This is a genomic window from Labrys sp. 22185 (assembly GCF_052045555.1).
Lineage (GTDB): Bacteria > Pseudomonadota > Alphaproteobacteria > Rhizobiales > Labraceae > Labrys > Labrys neptuniae.
In genome coordinates, this window is record NZ_JBQEPH010000004.1 from 308,544 (window position 1) to 323,263 (window position 14,720).

Annotated in this window: 15 protein-coding genes; 8 read left to right on the forward strand and 7 right to left on the reverse strand. The window is 65.3% G+C overall.

Annotated elements, in window-relative coordinates; translation table 11 throughout:
- Nucleotides 1–406: 406 nt before the first annotated feature.
- Complete coding sequence (locus ACTJKX_RS11405; protein ID WP_394311132.1) at nt 407–1,951, forward strand: L,D-transpeptidase family protein; 1,545 nt, start codon at nt 407–409, stop codon at nt 1,949–1,951.
- Between the two features lie 190 nt (nt 1,952–2,141).
- The gene (locus tag ACTJKX_RS11410; protein WP_311937718.1) at nt 2,142–2,891 is read left to right on the forward strand and encodes a methyltransferase domain-containing protein; all 750 of its coding nucleotides are present in this window, start codon (nt 2,142–2,144) and stop codon (nt 2,889–2,891) included.
- A gap of 253 nt (nt 2,892–3,144) precedes the next feature.
- Here the strand turns inward: ACTJKX_RS11410 and metW are convergent, their stop codons facing one another.
- The gene (metW, locus tag ACTJKX_RS11415; protein WP_440725327.1) at nt 3,145–3,813 is read right to left on the reverse strand and encodes a methionine biosynthesis protein MetW; all 669 of its coding nucleotides are present in this window, start codon (nt 3,811–3,813) and stop codon (nt 3,145–3,147) included.
- Nucleotides 3,810–4,997: a homoserine O-acetyltransferase MetX gene (gene metX, locus ACTJKX_RS11420; protein WP_440725328.1), complete on the reverse strand. Its 1,188-nt coding sequence runs from the start codon at nt 4,995–4,997 to the stop codon at nt 3,810–3,812. Before metX ends, metW begins: the two co-directional genes overlap by 4 nt.
- 229 nt (nt 4,998–5,226) lie before the next feature.
- Here metX and ACTJKX_RS11425 point away from each other — a divergent pair, with 229 nt between their 5' ends.
- A complete protein-coding gene (locus ACTJKX_RS11425; RefSeq protein ID WP_311937714.1) occupies nt 5,227–6,207 on the forward strand; it encodes an SPFH domain-containing protein in 981 nt (326 codons plus the stop codon).
- A 13-nt stretch (nt 6,208–6,220) separates the two neighbouring features.
- Nucleotides 6,221–6,676, forward strand: coding sequence for an NfeD family protein (locus ACTJKX_RS11430; RefSeq protein WP_311937713.1), 456 nt, complete (start codon nt 6,221–6,223; stop codon nt 6,674–6,676).
- 292 nt (nt 6,677–6,968) lie between these two features.
- Here ACTJKX_RS11430 and gluQRS read toward each other — a convergent pair whose 3' ends face one another.
- Nucleotides 6,969–7,868: a tRNA glutamyl-Q(34) synthetase GluQRS gene (gene gluQRS, locus ACTJKX_RS11435; RefSeq protein ID WP_440725329.1), complete on the reverse strand. Its 900-nt coding sequence runs from the start codon at nt 7,866–7,868 to the stop codon at nt 6,969–6,971.
- Here gluQRS and ACTJKX_RS11440 point away from each other — a divergent pair.
- The 3 genes from ACTJKX_RS11440 (at nt 7,867) to ACTJKX_RS11450 (ending at nt 10,389) form a co-directional block, all read left to right on the forward strand.
- Nucleotides 7,867–8,511: a DNA-3-methyladenine glycosylase family protein gene (locus ACTJKX_RS11440; protein ID WP_394311141.1), complete on the forward strand. Its 645-nt coding sequence runs from the start codon at nt 7,867–7,869 to the stop codon at nt 8,509–8,511. The two genes, gluQRS and ACTJKX_RS11440, sit on opposite strands and share 2 nt — an antisense overlap.
- A gap of 67 nt (nt 8,512–8,578) precedes the next feature.
- The gene (locus ACTJKX_RS11445; RefSeq protein ID WP_367626125.1) at nt 8,579–9,250 is read left to right on the forward strand and encodes an alpha/beta hydrolase; all 672 of its coding nucleotides are present in this window, start codon (nt 8,579–8,581) and stop codon (nt 9,248–9,250) included.
- A gap of 8 nt (nt 9,251–9,258) precedes the next feature.
- The gene (locus ACTJKX_RS11450) at nt 9,259–10,389 is read left to right on the forward strand and encodes an extracellular solute-binding protein (RefSeq protein WP_440725330.1); all 1,131 of its coding nucleotides are present in this window, start codon (nt 9,259–9,261) and stop codon (nt 10,387–10,389) included.
- Between the two features lie 233 nt (nt 10,390–10,622).
- Here the strand turns inward: ACTJKX_RS11450 and ACTJKX_RS11455 are convergent, their stop codons facing one another.
- The 4 genes from ACTJKX_RS11455 to ACTJKX_RS11470 form a co-directional block, all read right to left on the reverse strand.
- On the reverse strand, nt 10,623–10,928 hold the full coding sequence (locus ACTJKX_RS11455) for a 4a-hydroxytetrahydrobiopterin dehydratase (protein ID WP_311937704.1): 306 nt from the start codon (nt 10,926–10,928) through the stop codon (nt 10,623–10,625).
- 68 nt (nt 10,929–10,996) lie between these two features.
- Entirely contained in the window at nt 10,997–11,554 is a 558-nt protein-coding gene (thpR, locus tag ACTJKX_RS11460) for an RNA 2',3'-cyclic phosphodiesterase (protein ID WP_367626128.1), read from the reverse strand.
- Nucleotides 11,555–11,705: 151 nt separating this feature from the next.
- On the reverse strand, nt 11,706–12,752 hold the full coding sequence (locus tag ACTJKX_RS11465) for an aldo/keto reductase (RefSeq protein ID WP_367626129.1): 1,047 nt from the start codon (nt 12,750–12,752) through the stop codon (nt 11,706–11,708).
- Between the two features lie 141 nt (nt 12,753–12,893).
- Complete coding sequence (locus ACTJKX_RS11470; protein ID WP_440725331.1) at nt 12,894–13,667, reverse strand: AraC family transcriptional regulator; 774 nt, start codon at nt 13,665–13,667, stop codon at nt 12,894–12,896.
- 90 nt (nt 13,668–13,757) lie between these two features.
- On the opposite strand from ACTJKX_RS11470, the gene ACTJKX_RS11475 reads away from it, so the two are divergent.
- Nucleotides 13,758–14,690 (forward strand): DMT family transporter, encoded by a 933-nt coding sequence (locus tag ACTJKX_RS11475; protein ID WP_440725332.1) that lies wholly within the window; start codon nt 13,758–13,760, stop codon nt 14,688–14,690.
- The last annotated feature ends 30 nt before the right edge of the window (nt 14,691–14,720 follow it).

Genomic DNA, 14,720 nt, shown 5'->3' on the forward strand with positions numbered 1-14,720 from the left:
GGAGAACGCGTTCCCCCTGAACGCGCTTTGCGCTAGGGATAGCCAGCGCGTGCGACAGGTCCATGACAGCCAGCAGGTTCAGGATCAGGCTGCTCCGCATGCAGTATAGAGGATGGATCGATCGGCACCGGGAGCGGCGAAGACTCCATGTCGCATCCCGCTGTCCTGTCCGATCCGGGGTTTTGTCGTGGCCGATGCTTGTCGAGCCACGAGGAAGTCTATAGGGTCCCCGGCCAGTTTCCGGTGGAAGGCCTCTATCGGCAGGGCGTGGAATCAGGCATTGTGCCGTTAAGAGTTCGTTCACGCTGTTGCGTAACCACGATCGACCCATGACTTGCGGCGAGTGGTCGTTGACTGTAAATGTCCCTTAGTCTGTATTGCTGACTTTGCACGGGTTCACTGGTTCATGACCGCTCACTTCAAGTTGATGCGCAAGATTGCAATGGCCGTGCCGGTCCTTTTGCTGGCAGCAGCCTGTTCCAATCAGAATGGCGCAAGTGTTCGTTCGACTAGCCCGGTGCCGCAGGCCCTGATTGCCGAAATGCAGGCCAAGGGCATGGCGCGTTCCGCGCCCATCCTGGTGCGCATCTACAAGAAGGAGTCCGAGCTCGAGCTCTGGAAGCAGACCTCGAGCGGACGTTATGCCCTGCTCAAGAGCTATCCGGTCTGCCGCTGGTCCGGCCAACTCGGTCCGAAGAAGAGCGAGGGTGACCGCCAGGTGCCCGAAGGCTTCTATGCGGTGAGCATGAGCAGCCTCAATCCGAATTCGCAATATTACCTGTCTTTCGACATCGGCTACCCCAACAGCTTCGATCGCCAGCTCGGCCGGGCCGGCGGCAACATCATGGTGCACGGCTCCTGCTCTTCGCGCGGTTGCTTTGCCATGACCGACAAGCAGGTGGCTGAGATCTATGCCGTTGCGCGCGAGGCGCTGCAGGGTGGCCAGGCTTCGTTCCAGGTGCAGTCGCTGCCCTTCCGCATGACGCCCGAGAACATGGCCCGAAATCGCCGCAACCCCAATATCGGCTTCTGGCAGAACCTTAAGGAAGGCACCGACAACTTCGAGGTCACCAAGCAGACGGTGAAGGTCGATGTCTGCAAGGGCCGCTATGTCTTCAACGGCAATGGCGGTACAGATTGCGGGATCGCTCCCGCCAGCCAGAATGTGGCAGCCGCCGTCTACGAGAAGCGGCGCAGCGACGATGCCAAGATCACCGCGCTGGTCGCCTCCGGCACCAAGGCCGTCAACTATATCTATCAGGATGGCGGTTCCAATCCGGTGTTCGCCGCGCGGGCCGTCGATCAGTCGGCGGTACCGGGCAAGGATCGCCCCTTCAGCTATTCGCGCGTCGACGTGACCGAGGTTGCCCTCAACGATGCGGGCGCTCCGGCGACAGCCGCGGACGCGGATGCCGCGCATCGCGTCACCTATGCGGCAGCCGAAAGCCTGCTCTATTCGGAAGCTGCCGTGGCTCGCAAGCCGATCAAGGGGGGGGCGGATCCGAAGGCTGTCGCCAAGCGCCAGGAAGCCGTCTATGCCCGGCTGATGGGCAGCAAGTTCCCGGCCCCGATACCGCAGAAGCCGGTGGCCGTGGCCGCGGCGCCTGTCTCGTCCAGTGCTCCGGCAAGCCAGTTGGTGGCCTCGGCCGCGCCGGAAGGCCAGCCCTTCTATGCACGCTGGCTGGGCTTCGCGCCGACCGAGCAGCCGGCTTCCCCGGTTACGGCGATCAAGGTCGACCCGATCCAGACCGGCACGGTGCCTGACACCAAGCCCAAGCAGGGCAAGGCAAAGACGCTGACGCCGGACAAGCCGATGATGGCAGCGACGGCGCTGCCGGCCGCCCAGATGGCCGAGCTGCCGCCCGCGATCACCAATCCTCCGACCGAGCAGCCTTTCTACAAGCGTTGGCTGGGCCTGGGCGGCGAGCAGGGCGCCACGGCGACCAACTGACCTGATCTTTCTTGATCGATTGATCCGTGAGCCCTTTCCCGGCATGGGAGAGGGCTCATTCATTGGGCGTGACGAGATCCGATGGCTGATCGTCATGCCCATATCCAGGCTTCGGCCTCACCTCGGGTGACAGGCAGTCTCCAACTGTTGCAAAATCAATCTCGCCGCCACCGTCTGGATCCTTGATGCCATGTCGCTCGATGTCGTCGATCTCCGCGACTTCTACTCGACCAATCTGGGCATCGTGGCCGGCCGCCTGATTGCCACCAAGATCCGGGCGCGCTGGAGCGACCTTCGCGGCCAGCGCGTTGCCGGCATCGGTTTTGCCGCACCCTATCTCACCATGTTTCGCGAAGAGGCCGAGCGCGTCGTCTCCTTCAATCCGGCGACGCAGGGCGTGCTGGAATGGCCCGAAAACGGCCCGCTTGCCGCTGCTCTGGTCGAGGAGACCGAATTGCCCCTGGCGGATGGCTGCCTCGACCGGGTACTGGCCATCCATCTGCTCGAGGAGGCCGATTCCGCTCTCGACACGCTGCGCGAGATCTGGCGGGTGCTGGCGCCCGGCGGTACGGTGATGCTGGTGGCACCCAACCGGCGCGGGGTCTGGGCCCGCTCCGATGCCACGCCCTTCGGCAATGGCCGGCCTTTCTCGCGCCCGCAATTGACCCGCTTGCTGCGCGATGCGCTGTTCTCGCCGGTGAACTGGACGGAAGCCCTTTATCTGCCGCCAATGTTCCATGGCTGGGCGCTGCGTTCCGCGCCTGCTTATGAGCGCTTCGCGGCTCGTTTTGCATCGCCCTTTGCCGGCGTGCACATTGTGGAGGCCTCCAAGCAGGTATTCCGGCCGATCACCGTGCGCGCCAAGCGGGCGGTGTCGCCGAAATTCACGCCGGTGCTGCTGCCGAGCCCGGCGGCAGGGCGGGTTGCCGACGGGGCGTGAGCCTGCGCTGCCGCTTACTCGATTCTTCGTCCAGGTTGCGCTGCCCCTCACCTTACCTCTCCCCGTAAGAACGGGGCGAGGGGACTTCGGCGGTGCGTTTCATATTGACAGCAAACTATCTCGCCCAACCGACGGGCGAGATGAGAGGTCCGAGGATCGATCGCAACGCTTGCGCCTCCTCGCCCCGTTCTTACGGGAGGGGTGCGGTAAGGGGCGGCACGACGATGCCTACGGCGTCAGCGAAGTCAACATCTCAGCGCCTTCGCAGCAGGAATACCGCCTGCTCGCCGAACAGGTTCCAGAACCACCAGGGCGCCCTGACCTGGACCGGCTGGCCCGACAGCGTCAGCGCCTCGGCCCGTTCGATCTCCGCGTCGAGGCCGCGCGCCATCTCGACGAAGTCCCGGATCGAGCAGAAATGGATGTTGGGCGTGTCGTACCAGGCATAGGGCAGGTTGTCGGTCACGGGCATGCGGCCGCGGAACATGATCTGGCTGCGGATGCGCCAATGCCCGAAATTCGGGAAGGAGACGATGGCGCGCCGGCCGATGCGCAGCATGTCTTCCACCACCTGGCGCGGATTGCGGGTCGCCTGCAGGGTCTGCGACAGGATCACATAGTCGAAGCTGTCGTCGGGATAGTCGGAGAGGTCGGAATCGGCATCGCCCTGGATCACGGCCAGGCCGCGCCCGACGGCGGCGTTGACGCCGAGCTGGCTGATCTCGATGCCGCGGCCATCGACGCCGCGCGTCGCCTCCAGCAGGGACAGCAATTCGCCGTCGCCGCAACCGACGTCGAGCACGCGGGCACCGGGGATCACCATGTCGCGGATCTGCAGGAAATCGAGGCGGCTGCCCGGTGCGGCCGTGGCGCTGCGCTGAGCCGTCATCGTCCTGGTGTCGCGCGGGCGGAACCTGTTCATGCCACGCCTCGCTCGCGGGCGGCGGCGCCGACGAAGCCGCGAACCATGTCGAACAACTCGGGAATGTCGAGCAGGAAGGCATCGTGGCCCTTGTCGGTCTCGATCTCGACGAAGGAGACGCGCGCGCCGGCCGCGTTGAGCGCATGCATGATCTGGCGCGAGGCGCTGGTGGGGAAGAGCCAGTCGGAGGTGAAGGATGCCACGCAGAAGCGGGTATGCGTGCCCTTGAAGGCGGCGGCGAGGGAGCCGCCATGCTCGGCGGCGAGGTCGAAATAATCCATCGCGCGGGTGACATAGAGATAGGAATTGGCGTCGAAGCGTTCGACGAAGCTCAGGCCCTGGTAGCGCAGATAGCTTTCGATCTGGAAATCGGCATCGAAGGTGAAGGTGCGCGCCGCGCGGTCCTGCAGGTTGCGGCCGAATTTGCGCTGCAGCGCGTCTTCGGAGAGATAGGTGATGTGGGCGGCCATGCGGGCGACCCCCAGGCCCTTGGCCGGACGGGTGTCGGCTTCGAGATAATGGCCGCCGCGCCAGTCGGGGTCGGCCATGATCGCCTGGCGACCGACCTCGTTGAAGGCGATGTTCTGGGCGGTATGGCGGGCGGCGCTGGCGATGCACAGCGCCGAAAACACGCGTTCGGGATAGGCGGCGGCCCATTGCAGCACCAGCATGCCGCCCATCGAGCCGCCAAGCACCGCGAACAGGCTCTCGATGCCGAGATGGTCGAGCAGCATGGCCTGCGCCCGCACCATGTCCGCGATGGTCACGACCGGAAAATCGAGGCCATAGGGCCGGCCGGTTGCCGGATTGGTCGAGGCCGGACCCGAAGAGCCCATGCAGCTGCCGATTACATTGGGGCAGATCACGAAGAAGCGCTCGGTGTCGATCGGCTTGCCCGGCCCGACCAGGGTGTCCCACCAGCCGGCGCGCCCGGTTACCGGGTGGATGCTGGCGACATGCTGGTCGCCGGTGAGGGCGTGGCAGACCAGCACGGCGTTGGACCGCTCGGCGTTCAGTTTGCCGGCCGTTGTATAGGCGATGCGCAGCGGCGCGAAATCGATGCCGCTGTCGAGGCGGAGCGGGCGTTCCGAGCCGAAATCGACGACCAGGCTGTCATCGGGCTGGTCTGCCTGCTTGCGGGCCAGTTCCGGGAAGCTTGCCCGCAGCTGCTCACCTTCCGACATGCGCCTGCATTTCCCCCGTTGCCCAAGCCCGTTCGACAAATACGTTCGATTTGCCGAACGTTTCGTTCGATACATCCAATATCACGCGGCGTAGCAAGTGCAATGGCGTTGCGGATGGCGGCCATCGTGCGTTTTCGCATCTTCCGGTTGCACAAGCTCGCGAGAGCGCTTTGCAGCACCCGCAGCCACGGCTAGACATGATGAGATCTAGTCTGATCTGGAAACCGCCATGCCCGATATTCCGCTCACCGCAACCACAGCCGTCATCGTCTTGGCCATTGTCCTGCTGTTCTTCCTGATGAAGATGGTGAAGACCGTACCGCAAGGTTACAACTACACGGTCGAGCGTTTTCGCCGCTACGCCTATACCATCCAGCCCGGCCTCAACATCGTACCGCCGATCTTCCATCGCATCGGCGTGCGCATGAACATGATGGAGCAGGTGCTGGATGTTCCGACCCAGGAAATCATCACCCGCGACAACGCTTCGGTGGCGGTCGACGGCGTCGCCTTCTTCCAGGTGATCGATGCCGCCAGGGCTGCCTATGAGGTCGCCAATCTCAACAGCGCGATCCTCAACCTGCTGATGACCAATATCCGCACCGTGATGGGCTCGATGGACCTGGACCAGCTGCTTTCCCATCGCGACGAGATCAACAATCGCCTCCTGACCGTGGTCGATGCGGCGGCGACCAGCTGGGGCATCAAGGTCACCCGCATCGAGATCAAGGATATCGTGCCGCCGGCCGATTTGATCGCCTCGATGGGACGCCAGATGAAGGCGGAGCGGGAGAAGCGGGCGGTCATCCTCGAGGCCGAGGGCCAGCAGCGGGCGGAGATCCTGCGGGCCGATGGCCGCAAGCAGGCCCAGGTGCTGGAAGCCGAAGGGCGCAAGGAAGCCGCCTTCCGCGATGCCGAGGCGCGCGAGCGCGCGGCCCAGGCCGAAGCCGCGGCGACGCAGGTCGTCTCCGAGGCCCTGTCACACGGCAATGTCGCCGCGCTCAACTACTTCATCGCCGACAAATATGTGAAGGCGATGCAGGCGATGGCGACGGCACCGAACCAGAAGGTGATGGTGCTGCCGATGGAAGCGACGGCCTTGATCGGCTCGCTTGCCGGCATCGGCGAGATCGCCAAGGCCACTTTCGGGGACGCAGCCTCGCCGGCCAGGCGCGCCGGCTCCGGCGTGCCGCGTACCGGGCAGGATTGAGACGGAGGCGCCTATGAATGAACTTGCGTCCATCAATGTCTGGGGATGGTTCGTGCTCGCCGCCGTGCTGATCGGCCTGGAGGTGTTCCTGCCCGGTGCGTTCATGATCTGGCTCGGCCTCGCCGCAGCGGCTGTCGGTGCCATCAGCTTCTTCCTGCCCTTGGGCTGGCCGCTGGCCCTGCTGCTGTTCGCGGCTCTCGGCGTGGTCTTCGCCTGGATCGGCCGGCATTTCGCTCGCAGGGCCGATGCATCCGACAAGGAGCAGCCTTTCCTCAATCGCCGGGCCGATGCACTCGTCGGCCAGAGCTTCACCCTGGCCGAGCCGATCGTGAACGGCGAGGGGCGCATCCGGGTCGGCGACACGGTGTGGCAGGTCCGGGGAACTGACGCGGGCACCGGCGCGCGCATCAAGGTGGTGCGCGTCGAGGGTGGGTGGCTGGCGGTGGAAGAAGTGGTCAGGCAGGCGTGAGGGGAGGAACGATCCACAGAAGCGCAAAGTTAAAGCGGGAGGCGCGACGCCAGCTACCCCTTCGCCCCGTTCTTACGGGGTGTCGTCAACTCTCTTGAGTTGACCAGAGGTAAGGATGAGGGGCTGCGCAAATCTAGAAAAACCGGGCCTTGAGCCGCCCCTCACCTCTATCCTCTCCCCGTAAACGGGGCGAGGGGGCTCATATGTCGAGCTCTATCTCCAACCGGTTCATCTCGCCCAATCCCTTAAAATCGCGCTTATGACGAAAGACCCCCGCCATTCCGCCACACTTTCACGCCGCCACCATGTCCCGTATCTGCGCCGGCGTGATGCCGTCGGCCCTGAGAGCCCGCAGGCTGGTGGAACGGGCGGACTTCGACAGCTTCTCGCCGTCGGGGCCGAGAAGCAGGCCATGATGATGGTAGACCGGCTCAGGCAGGCCGAGCAGGGCCTGCAGCAGGCGGTGCAGGCCGGTGGCATGGTAGAGATCCCGCCCGCGCACGACATGCGTGATGCCCTGCAGGGCATCGTCGGCCACCACGGCGAGATGATAACTCGCCGGAAACTCCTTGCGCCCCAGCACCACGTCACCCCAGCGCTCCGGCGCGGCAGGAATCGCCTCGGAGCCCGCGCTTTGGGGCGCTGCCTGCTCCTGCCAGGACAGGGCAGGCGCCAGAGGTCCGGCCTTGGCCAGGGCTGCCGTCATGTCGAGCCTTAGGGCAAAGGGTTCGGCCGGATCGCGCCCGGCAGGATCGTCGGCGCGGGCGAGCGCGGCGCGGGGATAGAGCGGGGTGCCGTCCGGGTCGCGGGGATGACCCGGCCGGTCGATGGCCGCGGCAATCTCCGCCCGCGACGCATAGGAGCGGTAGAGCAGCCCCATGCCGGCAAGGCTGTCGAGGGCCTGGCGATAGTCATCGAAATGTTCGGATTGGCGTCGCGGCGAGGGTTCGAACGGAAGGCCCAGCCAGGCGAGATCTTCCAGCAGGGCAGCGACGAATTCCGGGCGGCAGCGGGTGGTATCGATATCCTCGATGCGCAATAGCAGGCGCCCGCCGGCGGCCTTCGCCCAGCGTTCGTTCTCGAAGGCCGAAAGCGCATGACCGAGATGGAGATGGCCGGTCGGACTGGGAGCGAAGCGCAGGAGGGGGCGGATCGATTGATTTGTCACGCCTGTGGTGTAACACACGGGCATGACCGTGATCATCCGTTCGCGCACTGAAATCCTCGCCGGAGTCGAGGCCTTGCGCGCGCTCGATCCCAGGCTGGCCGCCATCCATGACCTGTGCGGTGAGCCGCCCTTGCGCCGCAACGAGGGCGGTCTGGAGGGACTGGCATGGATCATCGTGTCCCAGCAGGTCTCCGTCGCCAGCGCCCGGGCGATCTGGGCGCGCACCAAGGCGGTGTTCGATCCTTTCACGGCGCAAAGACTGGTCAGCGCCCCCGAAGCGGATTTTCGGGCCGGTGGCCTGTCCATGCCGAAGATCCGCACCCTCAGGGCGCTCGGCCAGGCGATGCTGGAAGGGCTCGATCTCGACGCCCTCGCAGCGCTGGGCGCCGATGCGGCCCGCCTCGAACTGACCAGGGTCAAGGGCATCGGTCCCTGGACGGCCGACATCTATCTGATGTTCTGCCTCGGCCACGGCGATGCCTTCGCCTCGGGCGATCTTGCCCTGCAGGAAGCGGCGCGCATGCTGCTCGACCTCGAAAAACGCCCGGATGCCGCAGAGCTTGCCCGCATTGCCGAAGCCTGGCGCCCCTGGCGCAGTGTTGCCGCCCGTCTGCTCTTTGCCTATTACGCCAAGATGAAGAACCGAGCAGGCGTTGCCTTGGAGTAGACGGTGCGACGTATTTTCGTCACGCAAGGGTGCTCAGTGAATCCATGAGTTGCTTGAGGAGAGCAGAATGACGACACTCGACGGGCCCCGCCTGCCTGCCAAATCCGGAAAAGCCCGCCAGCTCGTCGTGTTCCTGCATGGTTATGGCGCCGATGGCAACGATCTGATCGATATCGGCCGTGCCTGGCAGGAACTCCTGCCCGACACTGCCTTCGTATCGCCCCACGCGCCCGAGCCCTGCGCCGGAAGTCCCTTCGGCCGTCAGTGGTTTCCGTTGACCTTCCAGGTCCCCAATGAGCGCTGGCACGGCGTCGAGAAGGCCCGGCCCGTGCTCGATGCCTTCCTGGACGAGGAGCTCAAGCGCGAAGGGCTGGATGAGGCCGCGCTCGCCCTGGTCGGTTTCAGCCAGGGCACCATGATGGCGCTGCATGTCGGGCTTCGCCGCCCCAAGGCGATGGGGGCGATCGTCGGCTATTCCGGCGTGCTCGTCTGCCCGGACGGGCAGCTGCCCGCGGTGATGGCGCCTCAGATCACGGCAAGGCCTCCGGTATTGCTGGCCCATGGCGACCAGGACCAGGTCATTCCTCCCTTCGCATTGCAGTTCTCGCAGGAAGGGCTCAAATCCCTGGCCGTGCCGGTCGAGGCTCATATGAGCCGTGGGCTCGGCCACGGCATCGACAACCAGGGCCTGCGGCTTGGCGGCACTTTCCTGGCCCAGGCGCTGACGCGCGCTGCGTAGGCGGACAAATGCAGCGCGGCCGGCCGAGTCGTTTCCTTCACCCCACCCGCCGCGCTTTCCTGCGTGGCACGGCGGCACTCGGCCTGGGCACGCTGGCTTCGCCGGCCATCGTCAGCCGGGCGCTCTCCTCCTCGGGGGAACTGACCTATCTGGGCTGGTCGGGTTATGATTTCAGCGCCCTGTTCCGCAGCTTCACCGAAAAGACCGGCATCACCATCAATTTCGTCGAGCAGCCGGACCAGGAGGCCATGCTGGCGCAGGCGCGCATCGCTGCCCAGGGCGTGGGCGCCGACATCGTCGAGCCCTCGCTCGACCGCCTGCCGGAATGGCTGCAGGCGGACCTGCTGCAGCCCTGGGACGATGGCAATGTCGGTCTCGACCTCTATGACAAGGCCTTCCTGACCGGCTCGGCCATGCATAAGGGCCGGCGCTATTTCCTGCCGGTGCTTTGGGGGGCGGAGGCGTTGGCCTATGCGCGCCAGGCGGCGGCGCAGACCTATGGCGCCGCCTCCCTTGCCTCGCTCTTCGATGACAAATATCGCGGCAAGGTCGCAATCAGGCCCTCGACGGGCCTGGCGGCGATGGGCCGGGTGCTGGAAGCCGAGGGCAAACTGCCGAAGCCCTGGCTCGACGGCTACAAGGACGAGGCGACCATGCGGCAGCTCTGGGACCTGGCATTGGCCGAGGCGACCCGGCGCAAGGCGATGATCGGCCAGTTCTGGAGCAGCGACAACGATGCGCTCACGGCTTTCCGCAGCAAAGGCTGCACGCTGGGATTGACGTGGGACACCACGGCGCAGGCGCTGGCTGGCGACAATGTCGGCTTCGTGGCGCCCAGGGAGGGTGCCTTCGGCTGGCTGCAGGGCTATGGCCTGCTCAAGAATGCCCGAAACGCCGAACAGGCGCATGAATGGGCCCGCTTCATCGTGACACCGGAAGCGTCGGCCGCCTATGCCACGGCTTTCTCCGCCAATCCCGTGGCTCGAGGTGCCGTCGATCGGCTCGATCCCAAGCTGCGGGATTTCCTCCGCGCCGCCTATCCCGACGATGGCCTGTCGAAGATCTGGTGGTGGCCGGCTCAGCCGCCCTGGTTCGTCACCCTGCGTAGCGAATATGCGCAGAAATGGCAGGCGGCGTGAGAGGGGGGTACTAAGGAGCAATCCGCAAATAACGAATTGAATCGGCTCGACCTTTGTCATTGCCGGGCTTGACGCGGCAATCCAGTCATTCCCTCCAGGCACTCAGACAGGGCCGATGGATGCCCGGGTCAAGCCCGGGCATGACAAAGGCGGCGTTTCAGCTATTTCCAGACGGTGTCCAGGGATGTCGAGAGAGGTAGGGATAGGGCAATGCGATCTCTTTAAGTCGTTTTTCACACCCCCACCGTCGCGGCGATCTTGTCCATGCTCCTGGCGAGCTTGAGGTCGAGCTCCGTCAGCCCGTCGACGTCATGGGTGGAGAGGGTGACGTCGACGGTCTTGTAGACATTCGACCATTCGGGATGATGGTTGAGTTTTTCGGCGGTGAGGGCAGCCCGCGCCATGAAACCGAAGGCTTCGCTGAAATTGCGAAAGACGAAGACCCGGCGGATCGCATCCCGGCCCGGTGTCGATGCCCAGTTCGAAAGTTCGGCCAAGGCGGATCGACGCTCGTCCTCGTTCAGTTTCGCTTGGGGCATGCCGGCCTCCTTCGATGCGTTTGAGCCGTGGCGGTGAGGACGCCGCTTCGCGGGCAGCAAGGACGACGTCAGCGCAACGCGGCTTCTTCGCGGCGCTGCAATTCATAGGCCTCTTCGACGATATAAGGGCCGCCGCCCACCGAATCGCGCGAGGAGTAGAGCACGAAGCGCTCGGCGGTGAAGCCGAGGCGGCCGCCGCCGCGCAGGGCAAGCCAGTCGGCGGTCAGGCGTGCCGTGGCTTCGCTGCGCAGCCGCGCGAGCGTGATGTGCGGCGTATATTGCCGATTCTCGATCGGCACGCCGAGGCGGCGGAGCAGGCGCTCCTGCACAGCCTGCAACTCCATCAGGCCCGGGTTGGGCAGCACCCTGGCATAGACCGATTTCGGCCTGCTGCCGCCGAAGGCATCCAGCCCGTCGACGACGATATCGACAATGGGGCGGCGAATGCCGTCAAGGGCTTCGGCGACATCGCGCGCCAGCCCGTCATCGATGTCGCCGATGAAGGACAGGGTGATGTGATAGTTCTCGACGTCGATCCAGCGGGCACCGGGCAGGCCGCCGCGGAGCGTCGACAACTTCATGCCGATGATGGGAGGAACTTCCAGAGCGGTAAACAAACGCGGCATGGCACGAACGCCGTATAGTTATCGTCGGAGATTCAATCCTAGAGAGTTTTACCGCCGAGGGGAAAGCGCAAAGCGTCGCGGCCTCTCGGCGGCCTGTTTTTTTCTGCGGAAAACGAGGAGGGCCAGCGCTGGCGGCTGGCCCGCCGCGCCCTCACGGTGCCGGGTTCATGTGCAGTTGGTGAATGGCGTCGATACGCGCCTCGAGCTCGGCCGGAATGGCGATGTCGATCGATCCGATGGCGGTTTTGAGCTGCGCCATGGTGGTCGCGCCGATGATGGTGGCGGTGGTGAAGGGCCTGGTGTTGACGAAGGCCAGCGCCATCTGGGCCGGATCGAGGCCATGCTCGCGGGCGAGGTCGAGATAGGCGTTGAAAGCGGTGTCGGAGCCGGGCTTCTCATAGCGCTGCAGCCGGTTGAACAGGGCCTTGCGCGAACCGGCCGGCAAGGCGCCGTCGCGGTATTTGCCGGTGAGATAGCCCTGGGCCAGAGCGGAATAGGCGAGCAGGCCGAGCTGCTCGCGCATGGCGATCTCGGCCAGGGCGGTTTCGAAGGTGCGGTTGACCAGCGAATAGGCGTTCTGGATCGACTGCATGCGCGCCAGGCCGCGCGTCTCGCTTTCGGTGAGAAAGCGCATCGCACCCCAGGCGCTTTCGTTGGAGAGGCCGATCCAGCGGACCTTGCCGGCCTTCACGAAGCCGTCGAGCACGTCGAGCTGCTCGGCAATGCTGCTGGTCTCGTCGGCCGGGCTGACGCGGAAGGCCGTGGGATTGGAGCCCCAGGGCATCGAACGCTCGGGCCAGTGGAGCTGGTAGAGGTCGATACGGTCGGTCTGGAGGCGCTTGAGGCTCTTGTCGAGGGCCTCGGTCATCTGGGCGCGATTGAGCCGCGTCGGCTCCTTGGCGTCTCGCAGCCAGACCGAGGTGCCAGCACCGGCGACCTTGCTGGCGAGGATCACCTTGTCGCGCGTGCCGCGCGCCTTGAACCAGTTGCCGATGATGCGCTCGGTCGAGCCGGCGGTCTCCGCGCGCGGTGGAACCGCGTACATTTCGGCGGTGTCGAAGAAATTGACGCCCTGTTCGAGGGCATAATCCATCTGGGCGAAGCCATCGGCTTCGCTGTTCTGTTCGCCCCAGGTCATGGTGCCCAGGCAAATCACGGAAACGTCCTGGCCGGTGCGGCCGAGCTTATGAAATTTCATGAAAGGAATCCGAAAAGGGAGGACGCCTGTTTGACGCAAGGAAGGCGGGCTTGGCAAGCCCCGTCGGCAAGCCGAGGCGGTGGTACGGCAGGCGGCTGTCATCCCCTGCCCATGGCTGCTGCCAGGCGGAGCATGGCGTACTCAGCGATAGAAATCACTCGGCGGCAGGCCGAAATGCCGCCGGAACATCGCCGTGAAGGCACTCTGGCTGGCATAGCCGCTATCATAGGCGACATCGATGATGCGGGCGCCGCTGGCCAGACGCTCCAGGGCGAAGAGCAGCCGGGCCTGCTGGCGCCATTGCCCGAAGGTCAGCCCCGTCTGGCTGGCGAACAGCCGGTGCACCGTCTTGGGCGTGATGCCGAGCCGCCGCGCCCAGTCCTGCGCCGTCTCCTCGTTTTCGGGATGGGCGATCAGGTGCCGGCAGACGGTGCGCAGGCGGACATCCCTCGGCATCGGCAGATGAAGCGGCAGAACATCAAAAAGCTTGAGCTCGTCGAGCAGCAGCTGCATCAGCCTCTCGTCGCGGCCGCCGGCGGGATAATCGAGCGGGATGGCGACCGCCGCAACGATCAGTTCGCGCAGCAAGGGAGAGACGGCGATCACGCAATTGTCGCCGGGCAGGGTAGCGGAGACGGTGGGATCGATGAAGACGGTGCGGATCTTGACCTCGCCGCACATGCGCACTTCGTGCTCCAGGCCGCCAACCAGCCAGACGGCGCGGTTGGGTGGCACCACCCAGCTGCCGGCCTGCGAGCGGACGATCATCACGCCCTGGATGGCGTAGAGCAGCTGCGCGCGCGGATGGGCATGCCAGCCGGTGTCGGAGCCGTCGGGGTAATCGATCTCCATCGCCACGACGGCCCGTTCGGTGTCGTGGAAGGCGAGATGGCGGGTGGTACGGTCGTCGTTCATGTCTCAATCGCAATAGTCAATGTTAGATTAGCGTGAGACGGACTTGGTGAAAAGCGGCAGTGTCCGCCCCGTTCACTTCACGGGTATGCCATGTCCTCCCAGCCCACCTCCGCCAGTCCCCTGTCCTTGCTCTATCCCTTCTTTGCCATCGTCCTGTGGGCCGGCAATGTCATCGTCTCCAGGCTGTCGGCCCACGCCATCGGGCCGCAGGCCATCACCTTCTATCGTCTCGTTCTGGCGATCGGCCTGATGACCCTCTTCGTCGGCCTGCCGGCCTGGCGCAACCGGGCTGTCCTGTGGCGTCATCTCGGCGAATTCGCCGTGCTCGGCTTCCTGGCCATGTGCCTGTTCCAGAGCCTGTCCTATCTCGCCGCCGGCTCGACCACGGCGACCAACATGGCGGTGTTCACGGCGCTGTCGCCCCTGCTGACGGTGGCCTTGAGCGCGCTGATGCTGGGCGAGCGGCCGACCATCGGCATGGTCGGCGGCGGCATCCTCTCGATCGTCGGCATCGTCTATCTGGTCAGCGCAGGCGATCTCGCCAGCCTGACCCGGGACGGCGTACATCCGGGCGATGCCTTGATGCTGCTGGCCGGCCTCGTCTACGCGCTCTATTCGGTGCTGCTGAAGCGCTGGAACCTGCCGGTCTCGGGCTGGCAGTCGACCTATATGCAGGCCTTGTGCTCCCTGGCGGTGATGTTCCCGGCCTTGCTGGCGACGCCGGCACCGCTCAGGGCCCTCAACACGGAGACGCTGCCGCTGATCGCCTATGCCGGCTGTGCGGCCTCGGTGGTGCTGCCGGTCTTGTGGATCCGCGGCGTCGAGCAGCTCGGCCCCAGCCGCTGCGCCATCTTCCTCAACCTGCTGCCGGTGTTCACGGCGCTCGCCGCCATCGTCATGCTGGGCGAGCCCATCCGCTCCTACCACGTCATCGGCGGCGGCCTGGTGCTCGCCGGCGTGATCGCGGCGCAGTTGCTGAAGCGGCCGCTGGGCCGACGGGTGGCGGTCGAACTGCCGGAGTGACGCCGATCCTAAGGGCAATGTCCCGGTGCA

What these genes read in the sequence shown, in the direction of transcription:
- ACTJKX_RS11405 (WP_394311132.1), top strand. Translation starts at nt 407, where the DNA reads ATGACCGCTCACTTCAAGTTGATGCGCAAGATTGCAATGGCCGTGCCG.
- ACTJKX_RS11410 (WP_311937718.1), top strand. Translation starts at nt 2,142, where the DNA reads ATGTCGCTCGATGTCGTCGATCTCCGCGACTTCTACTCGACCAATCTG.
- metW (WP_440725327.1), bottom strand. Translation starts at nt 3,813, where the DNA reads ATGAACAGGTTCCGCCCGCGCGACACCAGGACGATGACGGCTCAGCGC.
- metX (WP_440725328.1), bottom strand. Translation starts at nt 4,997, where the DNA reads ATGTCGGAAGGTGAGCAGCTGCGGGCAAGCTTCCCGGAACTGGCCCGC.
- ACTJKX_RS11425 (WP_311937714.1), top strand. Translation starts at nt 5,227, where the DNA reads ATGCCCGATATTCCGCTCACCGCAACCACAGCCGTCATCGTCTTGGCC.
- ACTJKX_RS11430 (WP_311937713.1), top strand. Translation starts at nt 6,221, where the DNA reads ATGAATGAACTTGCGTCCATCAATGTCTGGGGATGGTTCGTGCTCGCC.
- ACTJKX_RS11440 (WP_394311141.1), top strand. Translation starts at nt 7,867, where the DNA reads ATGACCGTGATCATCCGTTCGCGCACTGAAATCCTCGCCGGAGTCGAG.
- gluQRS (WP_440725329.1), bottom strand. Translation starts at nt 7,868, where the DNA reads ATGCCCGTGTGTTACACCACAGGCGTGACAAATCAATCGATCCGCCCC.
- ACTJKX_RS11445 (WP_367626125.1), top strand. Translation starts at nt 8,579, where the DNA reads ATGACGACACTCGACGGGCCCCGCCTGCCTGCCAAATCCGGAAAAGCC.
- ACTJKX_RS11450 (WP_440725330.1), top strand. Translation starts at nt 9,259, where the DNA reads ATGCAGCGCGGCCGGCCGAGTCGTTTCCTTCACCCCACCCGCCGCGCT.
- ACTJKX_RS11455 (WP_311937704.1), bottom strand. Translation starts at nt 10,928, where the DNA reads ATGCCCCAAGCGAAACTGAACGAGGACGAGCGTCGATCCGCCTTGGCC.
- thpR (WP_367626128.1), bottom strand. Translation starts at nt 11,554, where the DNA reads ATGCCGCGTTTGTTTACCGCTCTGGAAGTTCCTCCCATCATCGGCATG.
- ACTJKX_RS11465 (WP_367626129.1), bottom strand. Translation starts at nt 12,752, where the DNA reads ATGAAATTTCATAAGCTCGGCCGCACCGGCCAGGACGTTTCCGTGATT.
- ACTJKX_RS11470 (WP_440725331.1), bottom strand. Translation starts at nt 13,667, where the DNA reads ATGAACGACGACCGTACCACCCGCCATCTCGCCTTCCACGACACCGAA.
- ACTJKX_RS11475 (WP_440725332.1), top strand. Translation starts at nt 13,758, where the DNA reads ATGTCCTCCCAGCCCACCTCCGCCAGTCCCCTGTCCTTGCTCTATCCC.